This is a genomic window from Streptomyces sp. NPDC102270, from assembly GCF_044766405.1.
Classification (GTDB): Bacteria; Actinomycetota; Actinomycetes; order Streptomycetales; family Streptomycetaceae; genus Streptomyces.
In genome coordinates this window covers 69,497-86,185 of sequence record NZ_JBIWLX010000027.1, presented here as the reverse complement: position 1 = coordinate 86,185, position 16,689 = coordinate 69,497, and the positions used below count along the sequence as shown (strand labels likewise).

14 protein-coding genes and 4 pseudogenes are annotated in these 16,689 nt (G+C 69.2%); 6 read left to right on the top strand and 12 right to left on the bottom strand.

Going from position 1 to position 16,689, the window contains the following annotated elements; genetic code table 11:
- Positions 1-90 precede the first annotated feature (90 nt).
- The 5 genes from ACIRP7_RS40795 to ACIRP7_RS40775 all read right to left on the bottom strand — a co-directional run bounded on the left by ACIRP7_RS40795 (position 91) and on the right by ACIRP7_RS40775 (position 4,291).
- The gene (locus ACIRP7_RS40795) at positions 91-1,245 is read right to left on the bottom strand and encodes a uroporphyrinogen-III synthase (protein ID WP_403670580.1); all 1,155 of its coding nucleotides are present in this window, start codon (positions 1,243-1,245) and stop codon (positions 91-93) included.
- A gap of 98 nt (positions 1,246-1,343) precedes the next feature.
- Positions 1,344-2,726, bottom strand: coding sequence for a nitrate/nitrite transporter (locus ACIRP7_RS40790; RefSeq protein WP_403670577.1), 1,383 nt, complete (start codon positions 2,724-2,726; stop codon positions 1,344-1,346).
- Positions 2,727-2,934: 208 nt separating this feature from the next.
- Entirely contained in the window at positions 2,935-3,549 is a 615-nt protein-coding gene (locus ACIRP7_RS40785) for a hypothetical protein (RefSeq protein ID WP_403670574.1), read from the bottom strand.
- The gene (locus ACIRP7_RS40780) at positions 3,546-3,827 is read right to left on the bottom strand and encodes a hypothetical protein (protein ID WP_403670571.1); all 282 of its coding nucleotides are present in this window, start codon (positions 3,825-3,827) and stop codon (positions 3,546-3,548) included. The genes ACIRP7_RS40785 and ACIRP7_RS40780 overlap by 4 nt, the downstream gene beginning before the upstream one ends.
- 128 nt (positions 3,828-3,955) lie before the next feature.
- Positions 3,956-4,291, bottom strand: a complete 336-nt coding sequence (locus tag ACIRP7_RS40775; RefSeq protein WP_403670568.1) for an ATP-binding protein — start codon at positions 4,289-4,291, stop codon at positions 3,956-3,958.
- A gap of 7 nt (positions 4,292-4,298) precedes the next feature.
- Between ACIRP7_RS40775 and ACIRP7_RS40770 the strand changes: the two are divergent.
- Both ACIRP7_RS40770 and ACIRP7_RS40765 read left to right on the top strand, forming a co-directional pair.
- Positions 4,299-4,544: pseudogene (locus ACIRP7_RS40770) on the top strand (Scr1 family TA system antitoxin-like transcriptional regulator); the annotation flags it as partial.
- Positions 4,545-4,555: 11 nt separating this feature from the next.
- A complete protein-coding gene (locus ACIRP7_RS40765) occupies positions 4,556-4,765 on the top strand; it encodes a DUF397 domain-containing protein (protein WP_403670565.1) in 210 nt (69 codons plus the stop codon).
- Positions 4,766-5,603: 838 nt separating this feature from the next.
- Here ACIRP7_RS40765 and ACIRP7_RS40760 read toward each other — a convergent pair.
- Together ACIRP7_RS40760 and ACIRP7_RS40755 are read right to left on the bottom strand one after the other, a co-directional pair.
- A complete protein-coding gene (locus ACIRP7_RS40760) occupies positions 5,604-6,014 on the bottom strand; it encodes a type II toxin-antitoxin system VapC family toxin (RefSeq protein ID WP_403670562.1) in 411 nt (136 codons plus the stop codon).
- A complete protein-coding gene (locus ACIRP7_RS40755) occupies positions 6,011-6,286 on the bottom strand; it encodes a hypothetical protein (RefSeq protein WP_334476569.1) in 276 nt (91 codons plus the stop codon). The genes ACIRP7_RS40760 and ACIRP7_RS40755 overlap by 4 nt, the downstream gene beginning before the upstream one ends.
- Before the next feature lie 693 nt (positions 6,287-6,979).
- Between ACIRP7_RS40755 and ACIRP7_RS40750 the strand changes: the two are divergent.
- A pseudogene (locus ACIRP7_RS40750) lies at positions 6,980-7,678 on the top strand (helix-turn-helix domain-containing protein); the annotation flags it as partial.
- Between the two features lie 539 nt (positions 7,679-8,217).
- Here the strand turns inward: ACIRP7_RS40750 and ACIRP7_RS40745 are convergent.
- Positions 8,218-8,343 (bottom strand): annotated as a pseudogene (locus tag ACIRP7_RS40745) (hypothetical protein); the annotation flags it as partial.
- 44 nt (positions 8,344-8,387) lie between these two features.
- On the opposite strand from ACIRP7_RS40745, the pseudogene ACIRP7_RS40740 reads away from it, so the two are divergent.
- Positions 8,388-8,996, top strand: a pseudogene (locus tag ACIRP7_RS40740) (hypothetical protein); the annotation flags it as partial.
- A 48-nt stretch (positions 8,997-9,044) separates the two neighbouring features.
- Here ACIRP7_RS40740 and ACIRP7_RS40735 read toward each other — a convergent pair.
- Together ACIRP7_RS40735 and ACIRP7_RS40730 are read right to left on the bottom strand one after the other, a co-directional pair.
- Entirely contained in the window at positions 9,045-10,256 is a 1,212-nt protein-coding gene (locus ACIRP7_RS40735; RefSeq protein WP_403670559.1) for an acyltransferase, read from the bottom strand.
- A complete protein-coding gene (locus tag ACIRP7_RS40730; RefSeq protein WP_403670556.1) occupies positions 10,253-12,454 on the bottom strand; it encodes a glycosyltransferase in 2,202 nt (733 codons plus the stop codon). Before ACIRP7_RS40730 ends, ACIRP7_RS40735 begins: the two co-directional genes overlap by 4 nt.
- Positions 12,455-12,460: 6 nt before the next feature.
- Here ACIRP7_RS40730 and ACIRP7_RS40725 point away from each other — a divergent pair, with 6 nt between their 5' ends.
- Positions 12,461-12,733, top strand: coding sequence for a hypothetical protein (locus ACIRP7_RS40725; RefSeq protein WP_403670553.1), 273 nt, complete (start codon positions 12,461-12,463; stop codon positions 12,731-12,733).
- 274 nt (positions 12,734-13,007) lie between these two features.
- Here the strand turns inward: ACIRP7_RS40725 and ACIRP7_RS40720 are convergent, their stop codons facing one another.
- Positions 13,008-14,024, bottom strand: coding sequence for a hypothetical protein (locus ACIRP7_RS40720; protein ID WP_403670551.1), 1,017 nt, complete (start codon positions 14,022-14,024; stop codon positions 13,008-13,010).
- A 223-nt stretch (positions 14,025-14,247) separates the two neighbouring features.
- Entirely contained in the window at positions 14,248-15,243 is a 996-nt protein-coding gene (locus ACIRP7_RS40715) for a LysR family transcriptional regulator (RefSeq protein WP_403670548.1), read from the bottom strand.
- An 83-nt stretch (positions 15,244-15,326) separates the two neighbouring features.
- Between ACIRP7_RS40715 and ACIRP7_RS40710 the strand changes: the two genes are divergently transcribed.
- A complete protein-coding gene (locus tag ACIRP7_RS40710; RefSeq protein WP_403670546.1) occupies positions 15,327-16,652 on the top strand; it encodes an MFS transporter in 1,326 nt (441 codons plus the stop codon).
- Positions 16,653-16,689 lie beyond the last annotated feature (37 nt).

Below are 16,689 nucleotides of genomic sequence, written 5' to 3'. Positions count from 1 at the left end.
AATCCACACCGAACCGGAAGGCCCTCATCCGTTCAAGATCCCTCAGTCGAGACCTGGCTCACCTGTCCACAACCTCCCAGGACAGAACAGCTAGGCGTCCGAGTACTTCGCGTCCGCCGCCGGGTCCAGCGCCAGCCGGTACCCCCGCTTCACCACCGTCTGGATCAGCTTCGGGGCCCCCAGGGCCGTACGGAGGCGGGCCATCGCCGTCTCCACCGCGTGCTCATCCCGTCCGGCGCCCGGCAGCGCCCGCAGGAGCTCCGCCCGGGACACCACCCAGCCGGGCCGCCGGGACAGCGCCCGCAGCAGCGACATCCCCGCCGGGGGCACCGGCCGCAGCGTCCCGTCGACCAGGACGGCGTGCCCCCGGATCTCCACCCGGTGGCCGGCGATGGGCAAGGTCCGGGCCCGCCCGGGAAGCTCCTGGCACAGCAACTGCACGAGCGGTCCGAGCCGGAAGCGCTCGGGCGACACCGTGTCCACGCCCCGCGCCTGCAACGGCAGCGCGGTCACCGGCCCGACACACGCCGGCAGCACGTCATGGTTGAGCGCGGCGAGCAGCTCCGGCAGCAGACCGCGGTCCTCGGCCCGGGACAGCAGCGAGGCCGCGGCGGGAGCGCTGGTGAAGGTGAGCGCGTCGAGACCGCGGGAGACCGCCGCGTCCAGCAGCCGGTCCACCGGCCCGATGTCCTCCGGCGGCATCCACCGGTACACCGGCACCCCCACGACCTCCGCTCCCCCGGCCCGCAGCGCCTCCACGAACCCGGGCAACGGCTCCCCGTGCAGCTGAATGGCGACCCGGCGTCCCTCGACGCCCTCCTCCAGCAGCCGGTCCAGCACCTCGGCCATGGACTCGGACGACGGCGACCATTCCTCCGTCAGCCCGGCGGCCCGTACGGCCCCCTTGACCTTGGGCCCGCGCGCGAGCAGCTCCACCTCGCGCAGCCGGTCGATGAGCGCCTCACCGAGCCCCCACCCGTCGGCGGCCTCGACCCACCCCCGGAACCCGATGGCCGTGGTGGCCACCACGACGTCCGGCGCCTGGTCGATCAGGTCCTTCGTCGCCGCCAGCAGCTCGCTGTCGTCGGAGAGGGGCACGATCCGCAGGGCGGGCGCGTGCAGGACCGCGGCCCCGCGGCGCTGGAGCAGCGCACCGAGCTCGTCCGCCCGGCGCGCGGCCGTGACTCCCACGGTGAACCCCGCGAGGGGGCCGTGTTGCTCTGCTGCCTGCTGTTCGTCGTACATGGCTGTCGTCCCACAGTCTGTCGTCTGACCTACATGCCGACCGAGCCTGTCAACGGCTCGTGACAGGCTCGGTTCCGGTTCATGTCGCCAGTGTTACGTCACACCTCGGCGTAGTTGAGCTGCGGCTTCGCCTCTGTGGCGGTCGCGGCCCGGCCCTGGGCGGCCGTACGGCGAAGGTATACGGCCCAGGTGACCAGGAAGCAGGCCGCGTAGAAGGCGAGGAAGGCGACGAACGCGCCGGTTCCGGAGCCGTAGGAGAGGAAGGACTGGCGGAAGGCGAGGTTGATGCCGACGCCACCGAGCGCGCCGACCGCGCCGATCAGACCCATGGAGGCACCGGAGAGGCGACGCCCGTAGGCGGCGGCCGCTTCGCCCTCCAGCCCCTTGGCGAGAGCCTTCGTGTGGAAGATGCCGGGGATCATCTTGAACGTCGAGCCGTTGCCGAGGCCGCTGAGGACGAAGAGCACCACGAACGCGACGGTGAACAGTCCGAGCGACTTCTGCATGCTGGCGGCGATCAGGACCGCGGTCGCCACGCCCATGCCGACGTAGTTGTACAGCGTGATCTTCGCGCCGCCGTACTTGTCGGCCAGCGCGCCGCCCACCGGACGGATCAGCGAGCCGAGCAGCGGGCCGATGAAGGTGACGTACGCGGCCTCCAGCGGGGTCCGGCCGAACTGGTTGGTCAGCACCTGCCCGAAGGCGAAGCTGTAACCGATGAACGAGCCGAACGTACCGATGTAGAGGAAGGACATGATCCAGGTGTGGCCGTCCTTCGCGGCGTCCTTGGCGGCGCCGGTGTCGTTCTTCACGTTCTCGATGTTGTCCATGAAGAGCGAGGAGAGGACGGCGGCGACGAGGATCAGCGGGATGTAGATCCCGAGCAGCACCCGGGGTCCGCCGCTGGCGCCGATGATCGCGAGGGCGATCAGCTGGATGACCGGGACGCCGATGTTGCCGCCGCCGGCGTTGAGCCCGAGGGCCCACCCCTTCTTGCGGAGGGGGAAGAACGCGTTGATGTTCGTCATGGACGAGGCGAAGTTGCCGCCGCCGATGCCGGCCAGCAGGCCGATAAGCAGGAAGGTGTTGAACGAGGTCCCCGGCTTCATCACGGTGAACGCGGCGATGGTGGGGATGAGGAGGAGGCTGGCCGAGATGATCGTCCAGTTCCGCCCGCCGAAGATCGCCACGGCGAAGGTGTAGGGGACGCGGACGACGGCACCGACGAGCGTGACCATCGAGGTGAGCAGGAACTTGTCGGCCGGGGTCAGGCCGTACTCCGGGCCCATGAAGAGCACCAGCACGGACCACATGGTCCAGACCGAGAACCCGATGTGCTCGGAGAGAACGGAGAAGAGCAGGTTCCGCTTGGCGATCTTCTCGCCGGTCTCCTTCCAGAAGGTCTCGTCCTCCGGATCCCACTGCTGGATCCAGCGGCCGCCCCTGCTCGGGGGTGCGGGGGCTGTACTAGGGGCTGTCATGACGCCTCCACGGTGCGACGGGGCTCGGTCCTGCTTCGAGTGGCTGATCCCGAAGGTAGGGACGACGCGTTTCCTGCCTGTGGCACAGGGTGACCGGAAAGGAACGTTGCTCTCACCCCGGCGGAGGGCGGGATGAGAGGTCGTGGGGGCTTTGTGTTACGAACAGCTCCGCGCCGGGAGGCGGCGGTGTGAGAGCCGGCGGACTGCGTCAGCCGTCGGCGTCCTCGGGATCGTCGTAGTCCTCGAGAATCCGCAGCCCCAGGTCGGACTCCCACTCCAGCACCCATCGTCGCAGCTCAGCGATGTCTTCTGGGCTGAGCCCGTAGGCCGCGAACTCCTCATCACTCACCCATACGACACTCTCCAGCCGGTCGCGCAGCTCGCACAGGTCGAACTGGCCCAGCTGCTCGAGCTCGATCACGGAGTAGTACGGACAGGCGGCGTAGACGTCGATCAGGTCCTGGGGCAGACCGCGGTCGACGAGGGCGCGCATGGCCATGGAGACCGTGCTGCGACTCCCGTCCGTGGGGAGCGGGGTGGCATCCGTCGCGGGTCTCCTGACTGTCCGGATCCCTGACGAGGAGCCGCGCCCTGACGTCGACAACGGCGACCGCCCAGCCCTTCCCCGCAGGCCGTCCGCAAGGCGCAGGACGATGTCGGTCATCGACGCAAGGTGCCGAGTCGCGAAGTCCAGATCCTGACTGGGAAGATCGACCAGGCCATGAGCCTGTACGGCATACCCGCCGGCGAGGGCGAGCTCGAAGTCCTCGCCCGCGTCCAGGGCATCCGCCAGGAGCCGGCGGTGCAGGGGCGGCAGCCTCATGCCGAGCGGGAGCGGCAGAGCTCGGGAAAGGCTTCCTCCCACGTCTCGCGCACGCCATGCCCCAGCATCTTGCGCAGGATCGGCCAGTGGCGGACGAGGTGCCCCTGATCGAGGTAGCGCACGAAGTCGTCCGTCGATCCGTTGTTCAGGACGATCCGGTACAGGCCCAGCAGCAGCTTCACATCATCGAGATCGAAGACCCGCAGCCCGGACCACGCGAGCTCCAGGGGAAGCGCGACGGATCCGCCCTCGGGTCCGGCCAGCTCGTCGAGCGTCACCGGCAGCCGCTCCGTCCCGTAACCCCAGCGGGAAGGCGCGCTCCCGCTTGTGTCTGCGTACTCGGCCACAGCAGCAGTATGCCGGGCTCGTGCGACAGCTGCGGCAGGACGGACGATCACGCCGCCGCTCAGCACTTCCCACCAACCTCGAACCACAGCAGCTTCCCGGCACCCCGGTCGAGAAGCCCGTCCTCGAGCGACCAGCCACCCCAGGAGTCGGCAAGCTCCTGGACGAGGAACAGTCCACGCCCTCCGAGGTCCCCCGCCGGAGCGGGCGGAACTCGATCGCCGGGATGGCGGGCGAAGGGCGCGGGAATGTAAGGGTGGCTGTCCCAGACCCCAACGCGCAGCCGCCCCTCCCCCAGGGCCGTCAGCCGCAGCGGGGCGGGCCCCTTGGTGTGCAGGTAGGCGTTGGTGACGAGTTCGGACGTCAACAGCTCCACGCGGTTGAGGACATGGGCCATGCCGTGCAGCCTCCGCGTGATCCCGTTCGGTGCGGACCACTTCCCCACCACCGGCCAGTCCTTCGACTACGTCGAGGGCCCCGTCCCCCAACTCGACACCGTCCAACTCGACTCGCACCACGGAGCATGCGAGTTCCTCGACGCGGAAGCACAGTTGAGCAAGTACCGGGCCGTGCTGGACGGCATGGAATCCTGCGCGCTCCCGCCCACCGAGTCACGCGACTTCATCCACCGCCCCATCAAGGACTTGTGAGGGACCGAACTATGCAGCCCATCCACTGGCGGAAGTCCAGCTACAGCGGCGACGGCTCGAACTGCGTCGAGATAGCCATGACGCCCCTGGCCACCCATATCCGCGACTCAAAAACCGAGGAGGGACCCTTCCTATCCTTCCCGTCTTTCACATGGTCCTATTTCGCTTCATACGCAGTGTCAGGCCGCAGCCACGACCAACACCTACGACGAACCGAATGAATACCGGAATGCACGATGTTTGCGCTTATTCCTGTGCACGAGCCGTCTTTAATTAGCTTGGCAGCCCGGAGATCCATGCTCACGTCTAGGAGAACAGCGGTAAACAGTCTCGAACTCGCCGCTATCGAGCAACGATACCGACACACACCAACCAGCTGAGGCTTCTACCGACTCCACGACGAGGGAGCCATTGTCTCGCAAATTAAGATCACCAATGAAATTCCACTCTCCCAACCAGTCGCACCATTCCGGGTTGATTTATGAAGGGGTAGAAAAGGGAACCAGCCTGGCCCTACCGCCCAAGCTCTCGGAATAGACCACCCCCTGTCGCATGCTGGAGATCCTCCTCCCATGACTGATTCGAGGCCACAGAGCCTCTGCGGTCTTCGAAATTGGCAGGTCCAGGACACCGCTCCACCGTGTATCGCTCCGCATCCAATTCATCACGCCTTGAATCAAAATTCTTGACAATCTGCATGCGGGATCCACCCATTTCAGATATCTGCCGGGATGAATAGCGGGCAACGTGGTTCTTCGATATGCCCCACTTGATCAGTTTACCGGCGGAACTGACGATCGCGTAAAAAGAGATCTGCCCATAGTCGGGAAGTAGCCCCTCAATCGGCTTGCTGGTTCGGAAGCTGGGACAACCTGAATTATGAACGAGAACCGGAGTCTCGCCAGCCAGCACATAGTACGTGGGCTACGCGACCCCTCCCCACCTGCGTTTTCGCAGGTCATCGGCGGTTTTGCACTCCGCTGGCGTCCGTGGCTGTGCCCTGGTGTCCGTGGTTGTTGCCGTCAGCGCTGCCGTCAGGGGTGTAGACCGCTGGTCGGGCTATGGCAGGAGTGTCAGCGCCGGGACGTGGGCGGGCTTGACGACGCTGAAGTGCCGCCGATCGAGGGTGGCTACCCGGTCCACGCCGAAGCGCTCGGCCACCGCGATGACCGAGGCGTCGACTCCGCCGAGCGGGAAGTCGGCGTACTGGAGGACCAGCTCGCCCATGCGCGTCAGGTCGGTGGGAGTGAGGTGCACCAGCTCGAATGTTCCCCGTGCGACCTCGGCGAGGAACGCCGCTTCGACCTGGGGCCAGCGCTCCAGCAACCAGCAGACCTCGGTCATGACCGGGGTGGGCAGCAGACGGCGACCGGTCAGCGAGGTCAGCAGGGAGGCGCACTCCGGGTAACGCCGGTCGGCCGCGTTGAACGCCGCAGCCAGGGGTCCGGTGTCCAGGACCGTGGCGATCACGCCGAGTCGCCGAAGCGCTCGCGCATCCGCTCTCGGATGTAGTCGTCGTGCCGTTCAGCCAGATCCTCTGGGCCGTTCACGCTGCCGATCAGGGCCAGCAGCCCTGCCGGGACCGACTCCTCGGCCTCGTTCGCGTCGACTGCCGGCAGCGACTGGGCAACCTGGGACAATTCCTCATCCTGGGTAACGAGCAGGCGCAGGCGTCGCACCTGGGTCGGGGTGAGCCGGTCCACCAGGTGGTGCATGTCCTCGTAGTCGTATGCAGCGGTCACGCAAGCAGTGTAGGACGGCCCCGCGGCCTCGGACAGCGGTATCGGCAGAGGTTCACTCCCGCTGGCTTGCGGGCAGTCGCCCGACGATTGCCAGGAACTTGGTCGATGTCCCCGCATGTGTCCTGCCTGGTACTTCCCCCGGCGGCCCGTTCGCCGGAAAGGGCGGCCTCGGGCGTCGGGGCGATGCCGGTGTCCCCGCCAGTGCGGCAGCGCGGAGGCCGGGTGAAGAGGGGGCCGCCGAGAGGGTGGGCCGCTGGGGGTATCGCTCCCCGCTGGAGGCGATGCCGGCCGCCGCCCTCGGTGAGCCTGCGCGACGCACCTGAAGGGTCGGCCCCCTGGTCGGCCCTGTGCCTGCGATCCGGCCGTAGGACGGTCGTAGGCGACAACTTGCTGTGCGACGCGCAAGTGCTCACGCCCGGGACCGGCAGCCCGCCAGCACTCGGCACGAGCGTCGGCTGCTCGCCCGACGGTGGGGCGGTCGGCAATGTTCGGCCGGTTCAGACGGGCGGGGCCCGCCTTGAACCTCGAACCTCGTAGAGAAAATCTGAACGCACACCCCGGGCCACCCCGTGTCCGGTCCCGGTAGATGCTTGACAGTTCGGTCCCAGCTGATGGTTGACAGTGGCCGTGATCGGCTTTTCTGTGCGCGTCGTTGCGGTGCGTGGCGGGAGGCTGGGATTGGCGCTGGTGGAGTTGTCGGTTGTCGAGCAGAGATACCGGGCGGTCCTGGCTGTTCTGGCGGGCGCGACGGTGACGGAGGTCGCCGCGTCGCTGGGGGTGTCGCGGCAGACGGTGAGCGGGTGGAAGTCGAGGTATGCGGCCGCGGGCCTGGCAGGTCTGGCGGACCGGTCACGCAGGCCGGCGTCGTGTCCGCATCAGGCGTCCGGCGAGGTGGAGGCGGCCGTATGCGAGCTGCGGCGTAAGCATCCGCGGTGGGGTCCGCGGCGGATCGCTCATGTGCTGGAGCGGTCCGGGGCGGTGGCGCCGGTGCCGTCGCGGATGACTGTGTATCGGATCCTGGTCCGTCATGGGCTGGTGGAGCCGGGGGTGCGGCGGCGGAAGCGGTCGGATTACAAGCGCTGGCAGCGCGAGCGTGCGATGCAGTTGTGGCAGATGGACTTCGTCGGCGGGGTGATGCTGATCGACCGGGTGACCGGGGAGTTGACCGAGGTGAAGATCGTGACGGGGGTGGATGACCATTCCCGGTTCTGCGTGATCGCGTCGGTGGTCGAGCGGGCGACGGGGCGGGCGGTCTGCGCGGCGTTCGCTGGGGCCTTGCAGGCGTTCGGGGTGCCGGAGGAGGTGCTCACGGACAACGGCAAGCAGTTCACCGACCGGTTCGGGCAGGGCGGTGAGGTGTTGTTCGACCGGATCTGCCGGGAGAACGGCATCTGGGTGTAGTGCTTCAGCATGGTGACCCGGCCGAGGGCGTCGTAGGACGTCCAGGTCTTCGGCAGGGTCGAGCCCGCCGGGTCCACGAACGTGGTGGACAGGCCGTATGACCTGTAGGTCGCGTCCTTGTAGTCGTCGCCCTGGTAGGCCGTCGCCCGTACCTCGCGTTCCAGGCCGTCGTAGCGGTATTCGGTCCATGAGGGGAACAGCCAGTTCGACTTCGGGGCGAACAGAACCGTGTCGGGTTCTCCCTTCGCCAGATAGCCCCCCGTCTTCTCGTGGACGAGGCCGTGGTCGTCGTACTTGGTGTCCACGATGATTCGGCCGGGGCCATGGGCCTCCGCCTGCTGCTGAACCTCGCGCCCCAGGCCGTCATAGAGAGTGACGTTCGTGCCGTAGGAACCGTCGTCCTTCAGCGTCTTGACAGTCACCGCCGGCGGGCGGTTCTCCGTACTCGTGGCGATTGCCGCCTGGTAGGCGATCTGCACGCTCGGTGACTGTCCCGCGCCCGAACGGGACGGGGACCAACCCTTCACCAGTCGGCCGAGAGCGTCGTACTCGGTACGTGTGAGGCGGCCGTTGGGATCGGTGACCGTCAGAGGGAGACTCCGCCCGGGGTCATAGGTCGTGATGGTCTCGTGATCCTTGGCGTCGAAGGACCTCACCTCGGTGATGGGACCACCCTCGTCGGCCGGGCTGTACCTGGTCTCCGTCGTGCGGCTACGGTGCGGTCAACATCGACAGACGGCAGGAGATCCTGCTGCCGGCGGGTGCGCCGGGCCCTTCGGCCCTGACTCAGATCGTCGCCTCCGGAGACATCACCGGAGACGGACGCACCGACTTCCTCGCCACTGTCGGCGACGAGTTGTGGGCCTTCATCGGATACCACGGAGCGACGGTCGACCAGGCAGTTCTTCTGTCCGGCGGGTGGGCCAACCGTGATCTGGTGACCGTCATGGACGTCAGCGGAGACGGGGCCGCCGACATGGTCTATCGCACCGACTCGTCCGGGCGACTTCTGCTCCGCAAGGGGATCGCCGCGAGCGGAGGAGGGACCGACCTCAACTCCCTGGCTTCCGCCGCGAACTCCTCGGGCAAGGCCGACACCGAGTACGGTGCTTCCGGCTGGTACACCACCGACGTCCCGCTGCTGATGGGGACGCCTGACGCCAACAGCGATGGCATTTCCGACATCTGGTCTGTCGCAGCCAACGGTGCCGTGAGGTTCCATGCAGGGGGCAAGACCGCGCTGTCGGGCTCGGGCACACAGGTCATCAACCCGAACACCTACTGGCCGAAACGGCTCTCCATCGGATGACACGGTCGGGCTCCGCCTCCGCGCGCAGGGGGGCGGAGCCCGAAGCCGTCAGGACTTGTGGCCCGCTGTCGCCGCGGCGCCGACCCGGCCCCGCCGTGAACCGTTCGGCCACAGCCTCGGCCTCCGCTTCGCCGCCAAATCCTCGATCCACCCGAACGCCAGGATCGCAACCCCGATCAACGGCCACACCAGGAAGAACATCCACAGCATGTCCGTCGCGTCGAGCGCCGCGACCGCGCGCTCGCTCTGCATGAAGGGGAGCCGGTAGGCCAGGTCGATGATCGGGACCGTGGCCATGATCAGCAGGTTGTGCCAGAGGTAGATCGTGACGGCGCGGTTGTTGGAGAGGGTCACCAGTTTGTCCCAGCGGGCCAGGCGGCCGGGCAGCTCCTGCCAGGACGGTGAGTACTGGAGCAGGATCACCACGAAACCGAAGGACCAGGCCGCCTGGGCGAGGGGGATGTCGTTCAGGTCCCAGCCCTCGGGGCCCAGGTGGCCGGAGGCCCACCACAGGGCGAAGGCCATCACCATGACCGAGCCGGAGACGGCGAGATAGCGCGGGACCTTCGCCAGCACGCCCTCGTGGTGCGCGAAACCGAGGATCCAGCAGCTGCCGTAGACCGCGAAGTCGGTGACGGCGTTGCCGAGCTCGCCGGGGATGGTCACCAGGCCCGTGCCCACCACGGCCGTCAGGGCCAGCGGTGCCAGGAGGGTCGCCCACGGCACCCTGCGGAACGCCCACAGCAGCAGCGGGGAGGCCAGCACGAACCACAGATAGGCGCGGAGGTACCACAGCGGGCCCACCGCCTGGTCCGCCCACGTGCTCTCCAGCAGGTCGGAGGGGAAGCCGACCTCCCAGGGGTACGGCGGCGCCCCGATCGGGACGACGTAGTTGACCATGTCCAGCAGGCCCCAGGTGCCGCTGTGGTCCGGGTCCTCGGAGAGCCTCCAGCCGCCTACGAACATCAGCGGCAGCACCACCGCGCTGAACGCCCAGAGGGGCGGCAGGAGTCGGCGGATCCGGCTCCTGATCACGCTCAGCGTCGGCCTGTTCAGCGAGCGGGCCATCAGCGAGCCCGCCAGCGCGAACATCACGCCCATCGACGGGAACAGGATCGTCAGCCAGGCCCAGCCGAAGAGGTGGTACAGGACGACGCGGACCAGTGCCAGGGAGCGCAGCAGGTCCAGATAGCGGTCCCGGCCGGGGGCCTTGGGTGCGGCGACCACCCCGTGCCGCCCCGCTGTGTACTCCTGCGTCATCCGACCGGCCTCCGCTCGTCGCTGCCATTGCGCCGCTGCTGCCGGGGCACCGGTCCGCCCGGTGCCTCGACGACCCCCGTACGGCGCAGCTTCTGCCAGCGCAGGCGGCCTCCGGTGAGGGCCGTGATCCAGGACTGGAGCAGCACGACGTACATGAGCTGGCGGTAGAGGATCTGCTGCAACGGCAGCGAGATCAGGTGGGTCATGCGCTCCCGGTCCAGCCGGAACGCGTAGGCGGCGCACACCAGTTGGAGCGCGAGGACGCCCAGCCAGGCCACGATCGTCTTCTCGGTCGGGCCGAACACGACGCCGTAGAGCAGGAATACGTCGATCAGCGGGGCCAGCAGGGGCGCCACCACCATGAACAGGGACACCAGGGGCAGGCCGACGCGGCCGAAGCGGCCCGACGGGCCCCGTTCCACCAGTGCCTTCCGGTGCTTCCAGATCGCCTGCATGGTGCCGTACGACCACCGGTAGCGCTGGGACCAGAGCTGCTGGACCGTCTCCGGTGCCTCCGTCCAGGCGCGCGCCTTCTCCGCGTAGACCACGCGCCAGCCGTCCCGGTGCATGGCCATGGTGATGTCGGTGTCCTCGGCGAGCGTGTCGTCGCTCATGCCGCCGACGCGTTCCAGGGCGGACCGGCGGAAGGCTCCCACTGCGCCCGGAATCGTCGGCATGCAGCGCAGGACGTCGTACATCCGGCGGTCGAGGTTGAAGCCCATCACGTACTCGATGTGCTGCCAGGCGCCGATCATCGAGTCGCGGTTGCCGACCTTCGCGTTACCGGCGACGGCTCCCACGCGCAGGTCGCCGAAGGGCTGCACCAGCTCGCGGACCGTGGACGGTTCGAAGACGGTGTCGCCGTCCATCATCACGATGATGTCGTGACGGGCGTTCGCCAGACCGCGGTTGAGGGCGGCCGGCTTGCCCGCGTTGAGCTGGCGTACGACCCGGACGTTCGGCAGGCCCATCGCCTCGACGATCCGGGCGGTGCCGTCGCTCGAACCGTCGTCGATGACGAGCACCTCGATGGGGTGCTCGCTCGCCATCAGTGAACGGACGGTGTTCTCGATGCACTTGGCCTCGTTGTAGGCCGGGACCAGCACCGACACCGGCTGGGTGACCGGCTCTCCCCAGCGGAAGTCCTTGCGGCGCACGCGGCGGGCGTGGATGCCCGAGAGCAGCAGCATGAGGAGGAAGCGGCCGATGACCAGGGAACCGATGATCGAGAGTCCGACGACGAGGACGTCGGTGATGTGCTCGGAGGCCTGGACCAGGAAGATCCACGCCTTGCCCTTCCACAGTTCGGGTCCGGCGACGGCGGTGTGCGCGGTGGGCGCGTCGAGGGCCTCGGTGAGGTTGTCGAACTCGTAGCCCTTGTCCTTCATCTCGGGCAGGAAGCGGTCGAGGGCCTGGACGGTCTGGTGGCGGTCGCCGCCGGAGTCGTGCATCAGCACGATCGCGCCCTTGCCGTTCTTCGGCATGGCGTTGCGGATGATCTGGCGCACGCCGGGCTTCTGCCAGTCCTCGCTGTCGGTGTTGTTGACGACGGTGATGTAGCCGCGGGTGCCGATGTACTCGGTGACCGGCCAGGACTTGTTGTCCATGGCGTCGGCGAAGGAGGAGTACGGCGGGCGGAACAGCGAGGTGCGGATACCGGCCGCGCCGGCGAGGGCGAGCTGGTTCTGGGAGAGCTCCCAGTCGATGCGCTTCTTCGACTGGAAGGACAGGTCGGGGTGGTTGAAGGTGTGCAGCCCGATCTCGTGGCCCTCGTCGACCATGCGCTTGACCAGGTCCGGGTAGCGGGAGGCCATGGTGCCGGTGACGAAGAAGACCGCGTGCGCGTGGTGCTTCTTCAGGACGTCCAGGACCTTGGGGGTCCAGGTCGGGTCGGGGCCGTCGTCGAAGGTGAGGACGAGGCGGCGGTCGGGCATCTTCAGGCTGGTGGCGCGGCCGCCGCGGGTGTCGATCACCGGGCCGCCGTCGAGGATCTTCTCCGGCACCTTGTCGGTGGCGGCCTCGGACCGGATGCGGTGGTCGGCGAGGATCTCGCTGTGGACGTAGCCGCGCAGCATCAGCATCGCCATGAGCGCGACGAGGACGAGCACGGGCAGCAGCAGGCGCATGGGCAGGCGACGGCGCCTGGAGCCGTCGGGGGCTCCAGGGGCGGCCCCCGGGCGGCGGGTGCGGGATGCCATCAGAGGGTGTACTCCGGGGACGGGGAGGAGAGCGGGGCGTCGGAGGGCACGGCGGGAGCGGAGGTGCCGGGGCCGGGGCCGGGGCCGGTGCCCCAGGTCTCCGACGCGATGGGTGGGGTGGCGGAGGGCACGGCGGGAGCGGAGGTGCCGGTGTCCCAGGTCTCCGCCGCGATGGGCGGGGTGGCGGAGGCCGCCGACGCGACGGGCGAGGAAGCGCGGGCCTCCGACGTGACCGACGAGCAGGCGCACGCCTCCGACGCCACGGACGAGGTGCCGTAGACCTCGGACGTGACCGACGAACAGGCGCACGCCCCCGACGCCACGAACGAGGTGCCGTAGACCTCGGACGCGACCAACGAACAGGCGCACGCCCCCGACGCCACGAACGAGGTGCCGTAGACCTCGGACGCGACCAACGAACAGGCGCACGCCCCCGACGCCACGAACGAAGAAGCGCAGGCCTCCGACGCGCCGCGTGAAGAGGCGGCCGGGTCGGCAGCGGCAGCCGCAGTGGCTCCGGGCACGGCCCCCCGGCGGTAGGTACGGGATGCCATCAGAGGATGTGCTCCGGGGACGGGGAGGAGACCGGGGCGTCCGTAGGCACGGCGGGAGCCGAGGTGCCCGGTGCCGAGGTCTGGGACGTCTCCGACGCGATGGGTGATGGGGCGGCCGGGCCGTCGGCGACCGTGCCGGGGCCGGCGCTGTCGCCGCCCGTGGTCTGAGTCGGGGCGACCGAGGGCTCGGGGCTGGTGGTGACGGGCGGGGTGACCGACGCGCTGGGTGGCGGGGTGACCGACTGCGTCGGCTGCGTCGACGGATCGGCGCTGACCGACGGGTTACCGCCCGGCTGGGTGGCGGTGGCCGACGGATCGGCGGACGTCTCCGGCCTGCCCGGGCTCACGGTGGCACCGGGCGCGATGCCGCTGACTCCGGGAACCGGCGTGGCGCCGCCGCTGACCGTCGGGGTGGTCCCCGGGATCACCCCCGCGGCGGCGGAGGGCTCGGCGGACTCGGCCGGCATCGGGCTGGTGTCGACCTTGCCGGCCGGGGCGTCGTCCTTCGGGCCCGTCATGGGGAGCCATGGCGCGTTGGAGTTGCCGGACAGCAGGGTGACGACGATGACGACGGCGTAGACCGCGCAGGCCAGGCCGACGGCGATGCCGATCCGGCGGAAGCGTCGGCTGCGCCGGCCCGACTCGTCGACGAAGACCGGGCCGTCGGAGCCCTCGGATCCGCCGTCGCCTCCGGGGCGGCCCTCGATACGGCCGTCATCGTTCACGCTGACCGCGTCGAGCTGGACGGTCACCTCGTGCGGGTCGTGGGTGCCGCCGGCACCGCTGCCGGACTCGTCCCAGGGATCGCGTACGACGGCTCTGCGGCCGGGCGGCTCGGGGAGGACCCGGTCGCGGTCCGCTCTCGGGGCCCCGGGGAAGTCACCCTTCCTCTCCCCGGCGAAGTCACCCTTCCCGGCCTCAACTCGGGCTCCGGTTGCACCGGTTTCTCCGGCGTCCTCGGTTTCCCTGATTTCTCCGGTTTCCGGAAAGGCCTGGGTGGCTCCCCCGGTCGTCACGGTGTCCTTGGTGCCTAATGCAACCTCGGGCCATTCCGGTTGGGCGTCTTCTCGCCACTTTTTCACGCGCACGCACATCCCCCCACGGGCTGATCTGGGCGCGCTGTCGACCTTGAGCACACGTCGGCCGAACCGGGCCCCCACCCGGTCCGAGCGCCCCCTTTACCACACCGTGCTCAGGCCACGAATGTAGCGCAGACGAGGGAGGGGTGTTCGCCATGTGTCATTTGTGGATGTTCATATGGGCCTCATCGGTGGCTGGAACCCATCCATCGGAGGGCCGACAAAGCCAGTCAAGTTCGACGGAAAGTTCGATTGCGGCGCGTCGGAGGGCATCGAACGCAGGGTGCTCCAGACCTCTGCGCCACACCAGCGACACGGGCGACAGCGGTACCGGGTCGACCAGTGGACGCAGCACGGTGCCAGGCATGGCCGGAAAATCCAGGACCGCGAGAACCGGGTTCCGGGTCTTCGCCATGATCCGCCGGAACTCCTCGTCGCCGACCGCGAGCGGGGCCGGCGGAGCGAGCTGGATGCCCCGTCCTTCGAACAACCGACGAGCGAGATCGGTCCATTCCGGAGTGCGCGGATTTCCGGCTCCCGCGTAGACCGTCTCACCCTCCAGGGCGGCGAGCGGCACCTGCTCCAGAGAGGCCAGCCGATGGTCCTCGGGCAGGACGACGGCCATGCGCTCGTACCGCACGGGCTGGTGGTCCAGGCCTGCCCGCAGCGCCGGGTCCAGACCGGCGAACCGGCCGAAGGACGCATCGAGGCGACCGGCCAGCAGTTCCCCCGCCGCGCCCGTCAGGCCGCTCTCGTAGCGGGCCATCAGCTCCTGGTCGGGGGCGAGTTCCCGGGCGCGCAGCAGCACGGCGCGGGCGGTGGCCTGGTCGGGGTAATTCAAGTCCACGAGCAGGGGGCGGGCCTGCGTGAAGGCGGCGAGCAGGGCGTCCTGGGCGTCCAGGGCCCGGCGGGCGTACGGCATCAGCCGCTCGCCGTCCGCGGTCAGGGTCACCTGGCGGGTGGTGCGCACGAACAGTTCCGCGCCCAACTCCCGCTCCAAGCGCCGTACATCACGGCTGAGCGCCTGCTGGGCGACGTAGAGCCGGGCCGCCGCGCGCGTGAAGTGGAGCTCGTCGGCGACGGCGAGGAAGGCGTGCAGGAGACGGGGGTCGAGGTGGTGGGAGCGGGGGCCGGGTCTCGGGCTGGGCACGGACATCGGGCGAACTTACAACACAGGTGCGTGAATCGGTACGGAGAAGGTGTTGGACCCCTTGATCGTCTCCACGCGACGCTGGGTGCATGCCGCAACCGAACCGACCGATGTTCACCACGACCGCGGATACGCTCGTCATCGTGGACTTCAGCGCACGAGGAGCGCGAGACCCACGTGCCCGGCGCGCTACTTGCTCGCGGGGCCCCGGCCCCTACCGTCGCCTTCTCGCCACCCCCGGAGTCCGCGCCTTCACCGTCGGGAACCTTCTCGCCCGGCTTCCCATGGGCATGTTCAGCGTCAGCGCGGTCGTGATGATCGCGGGGACGCGTGGGTCGTACGCCCTCGCCGGCGCCGTCACCGCGACAGGTCTCGCGGCCACCGCGGTGGTCGGCCCGTGGACCGCGCGGCTCGTCGACCGACACGGACAGGCCAGGATCGCCGTACCGGCCACGGCACTCGCCGCACTGGGTTCGCTGGCGCTGCTGCTGTGCGTGCGCCTCGGCGCCCCGGCGTGGACGCTCTTCGTGTCGTACGCCGCCACCGCCACGACGCCCAACCTCGGCGGGATGTCCCGCGCCCGCTGGGCCCACCTCCTGCACGGCGACGAGAGGTCGCTGCATGTCGCGAACTCCTTCGAACAGGTCGTGGACGAGGCGTGCTTCATGGTGGGCCCGGTCCTCGCGGCCCTTCTGTGCACGAGGCTCTTCCCGGAGGCGGGCACGCTGACCGGGGTGGCGTTGCTGGTGACGGGCATGCTGGTGTTCACGGCACAGCGGTCGACGGAACCACCGGTGCGCAGGGGCGGCCTCGCGAAGGCGCCGTTCCGCGCCGGCGGCATCCCGTCCCTGCTCGCCGTCTGCCTCGCCATGGGTGCCGTGTTCGGTTCGATGGAGGTGGTCACCATCGCCTTCGCCGACACGCAGGGACACCGCTCGGCGGCCGGGTTCGTGCTCGCGCTCCAGGCAGCGGGTTCGTGTGCGGCGGGGCTCGTGTACGGGGCGAAACGCCGGACCGGGTCCGCGGAGGACCGCTATGTGTGGTGCATAGCCGCCATGACGGCCCTGCTGACACTCCCGCTGCTGGCCGCCTCCCTCACCGGATCCCTGCTCGCGCTGGCCGCCGCGCTGCTCGTCGCCGGGATGGCGACCGCCCCGACGATGGTCACCGGGATGACCCTGATCCAGCAACGCACCCCGCCCGGCCGCCTCAACGAGGGCATGACCCTCGCCGTGACCGGCCTGCTCGGCGGCATCGCCTGCGGAAGTGCGGCCGGCGGCTGGACAGCGGACCACCTGTCACCGACGGCGGCCTACAGCATCCCGGTCACGGCAGCCGCGACGGCCTTGATGACCGCCCTCACCCGAACAAGACGCCTCCACGAACGACACCGGCGAGCACACCGGCGACGGTGAGACCGCCCTACGGCATCCCCGTCACGACAGCCACGGC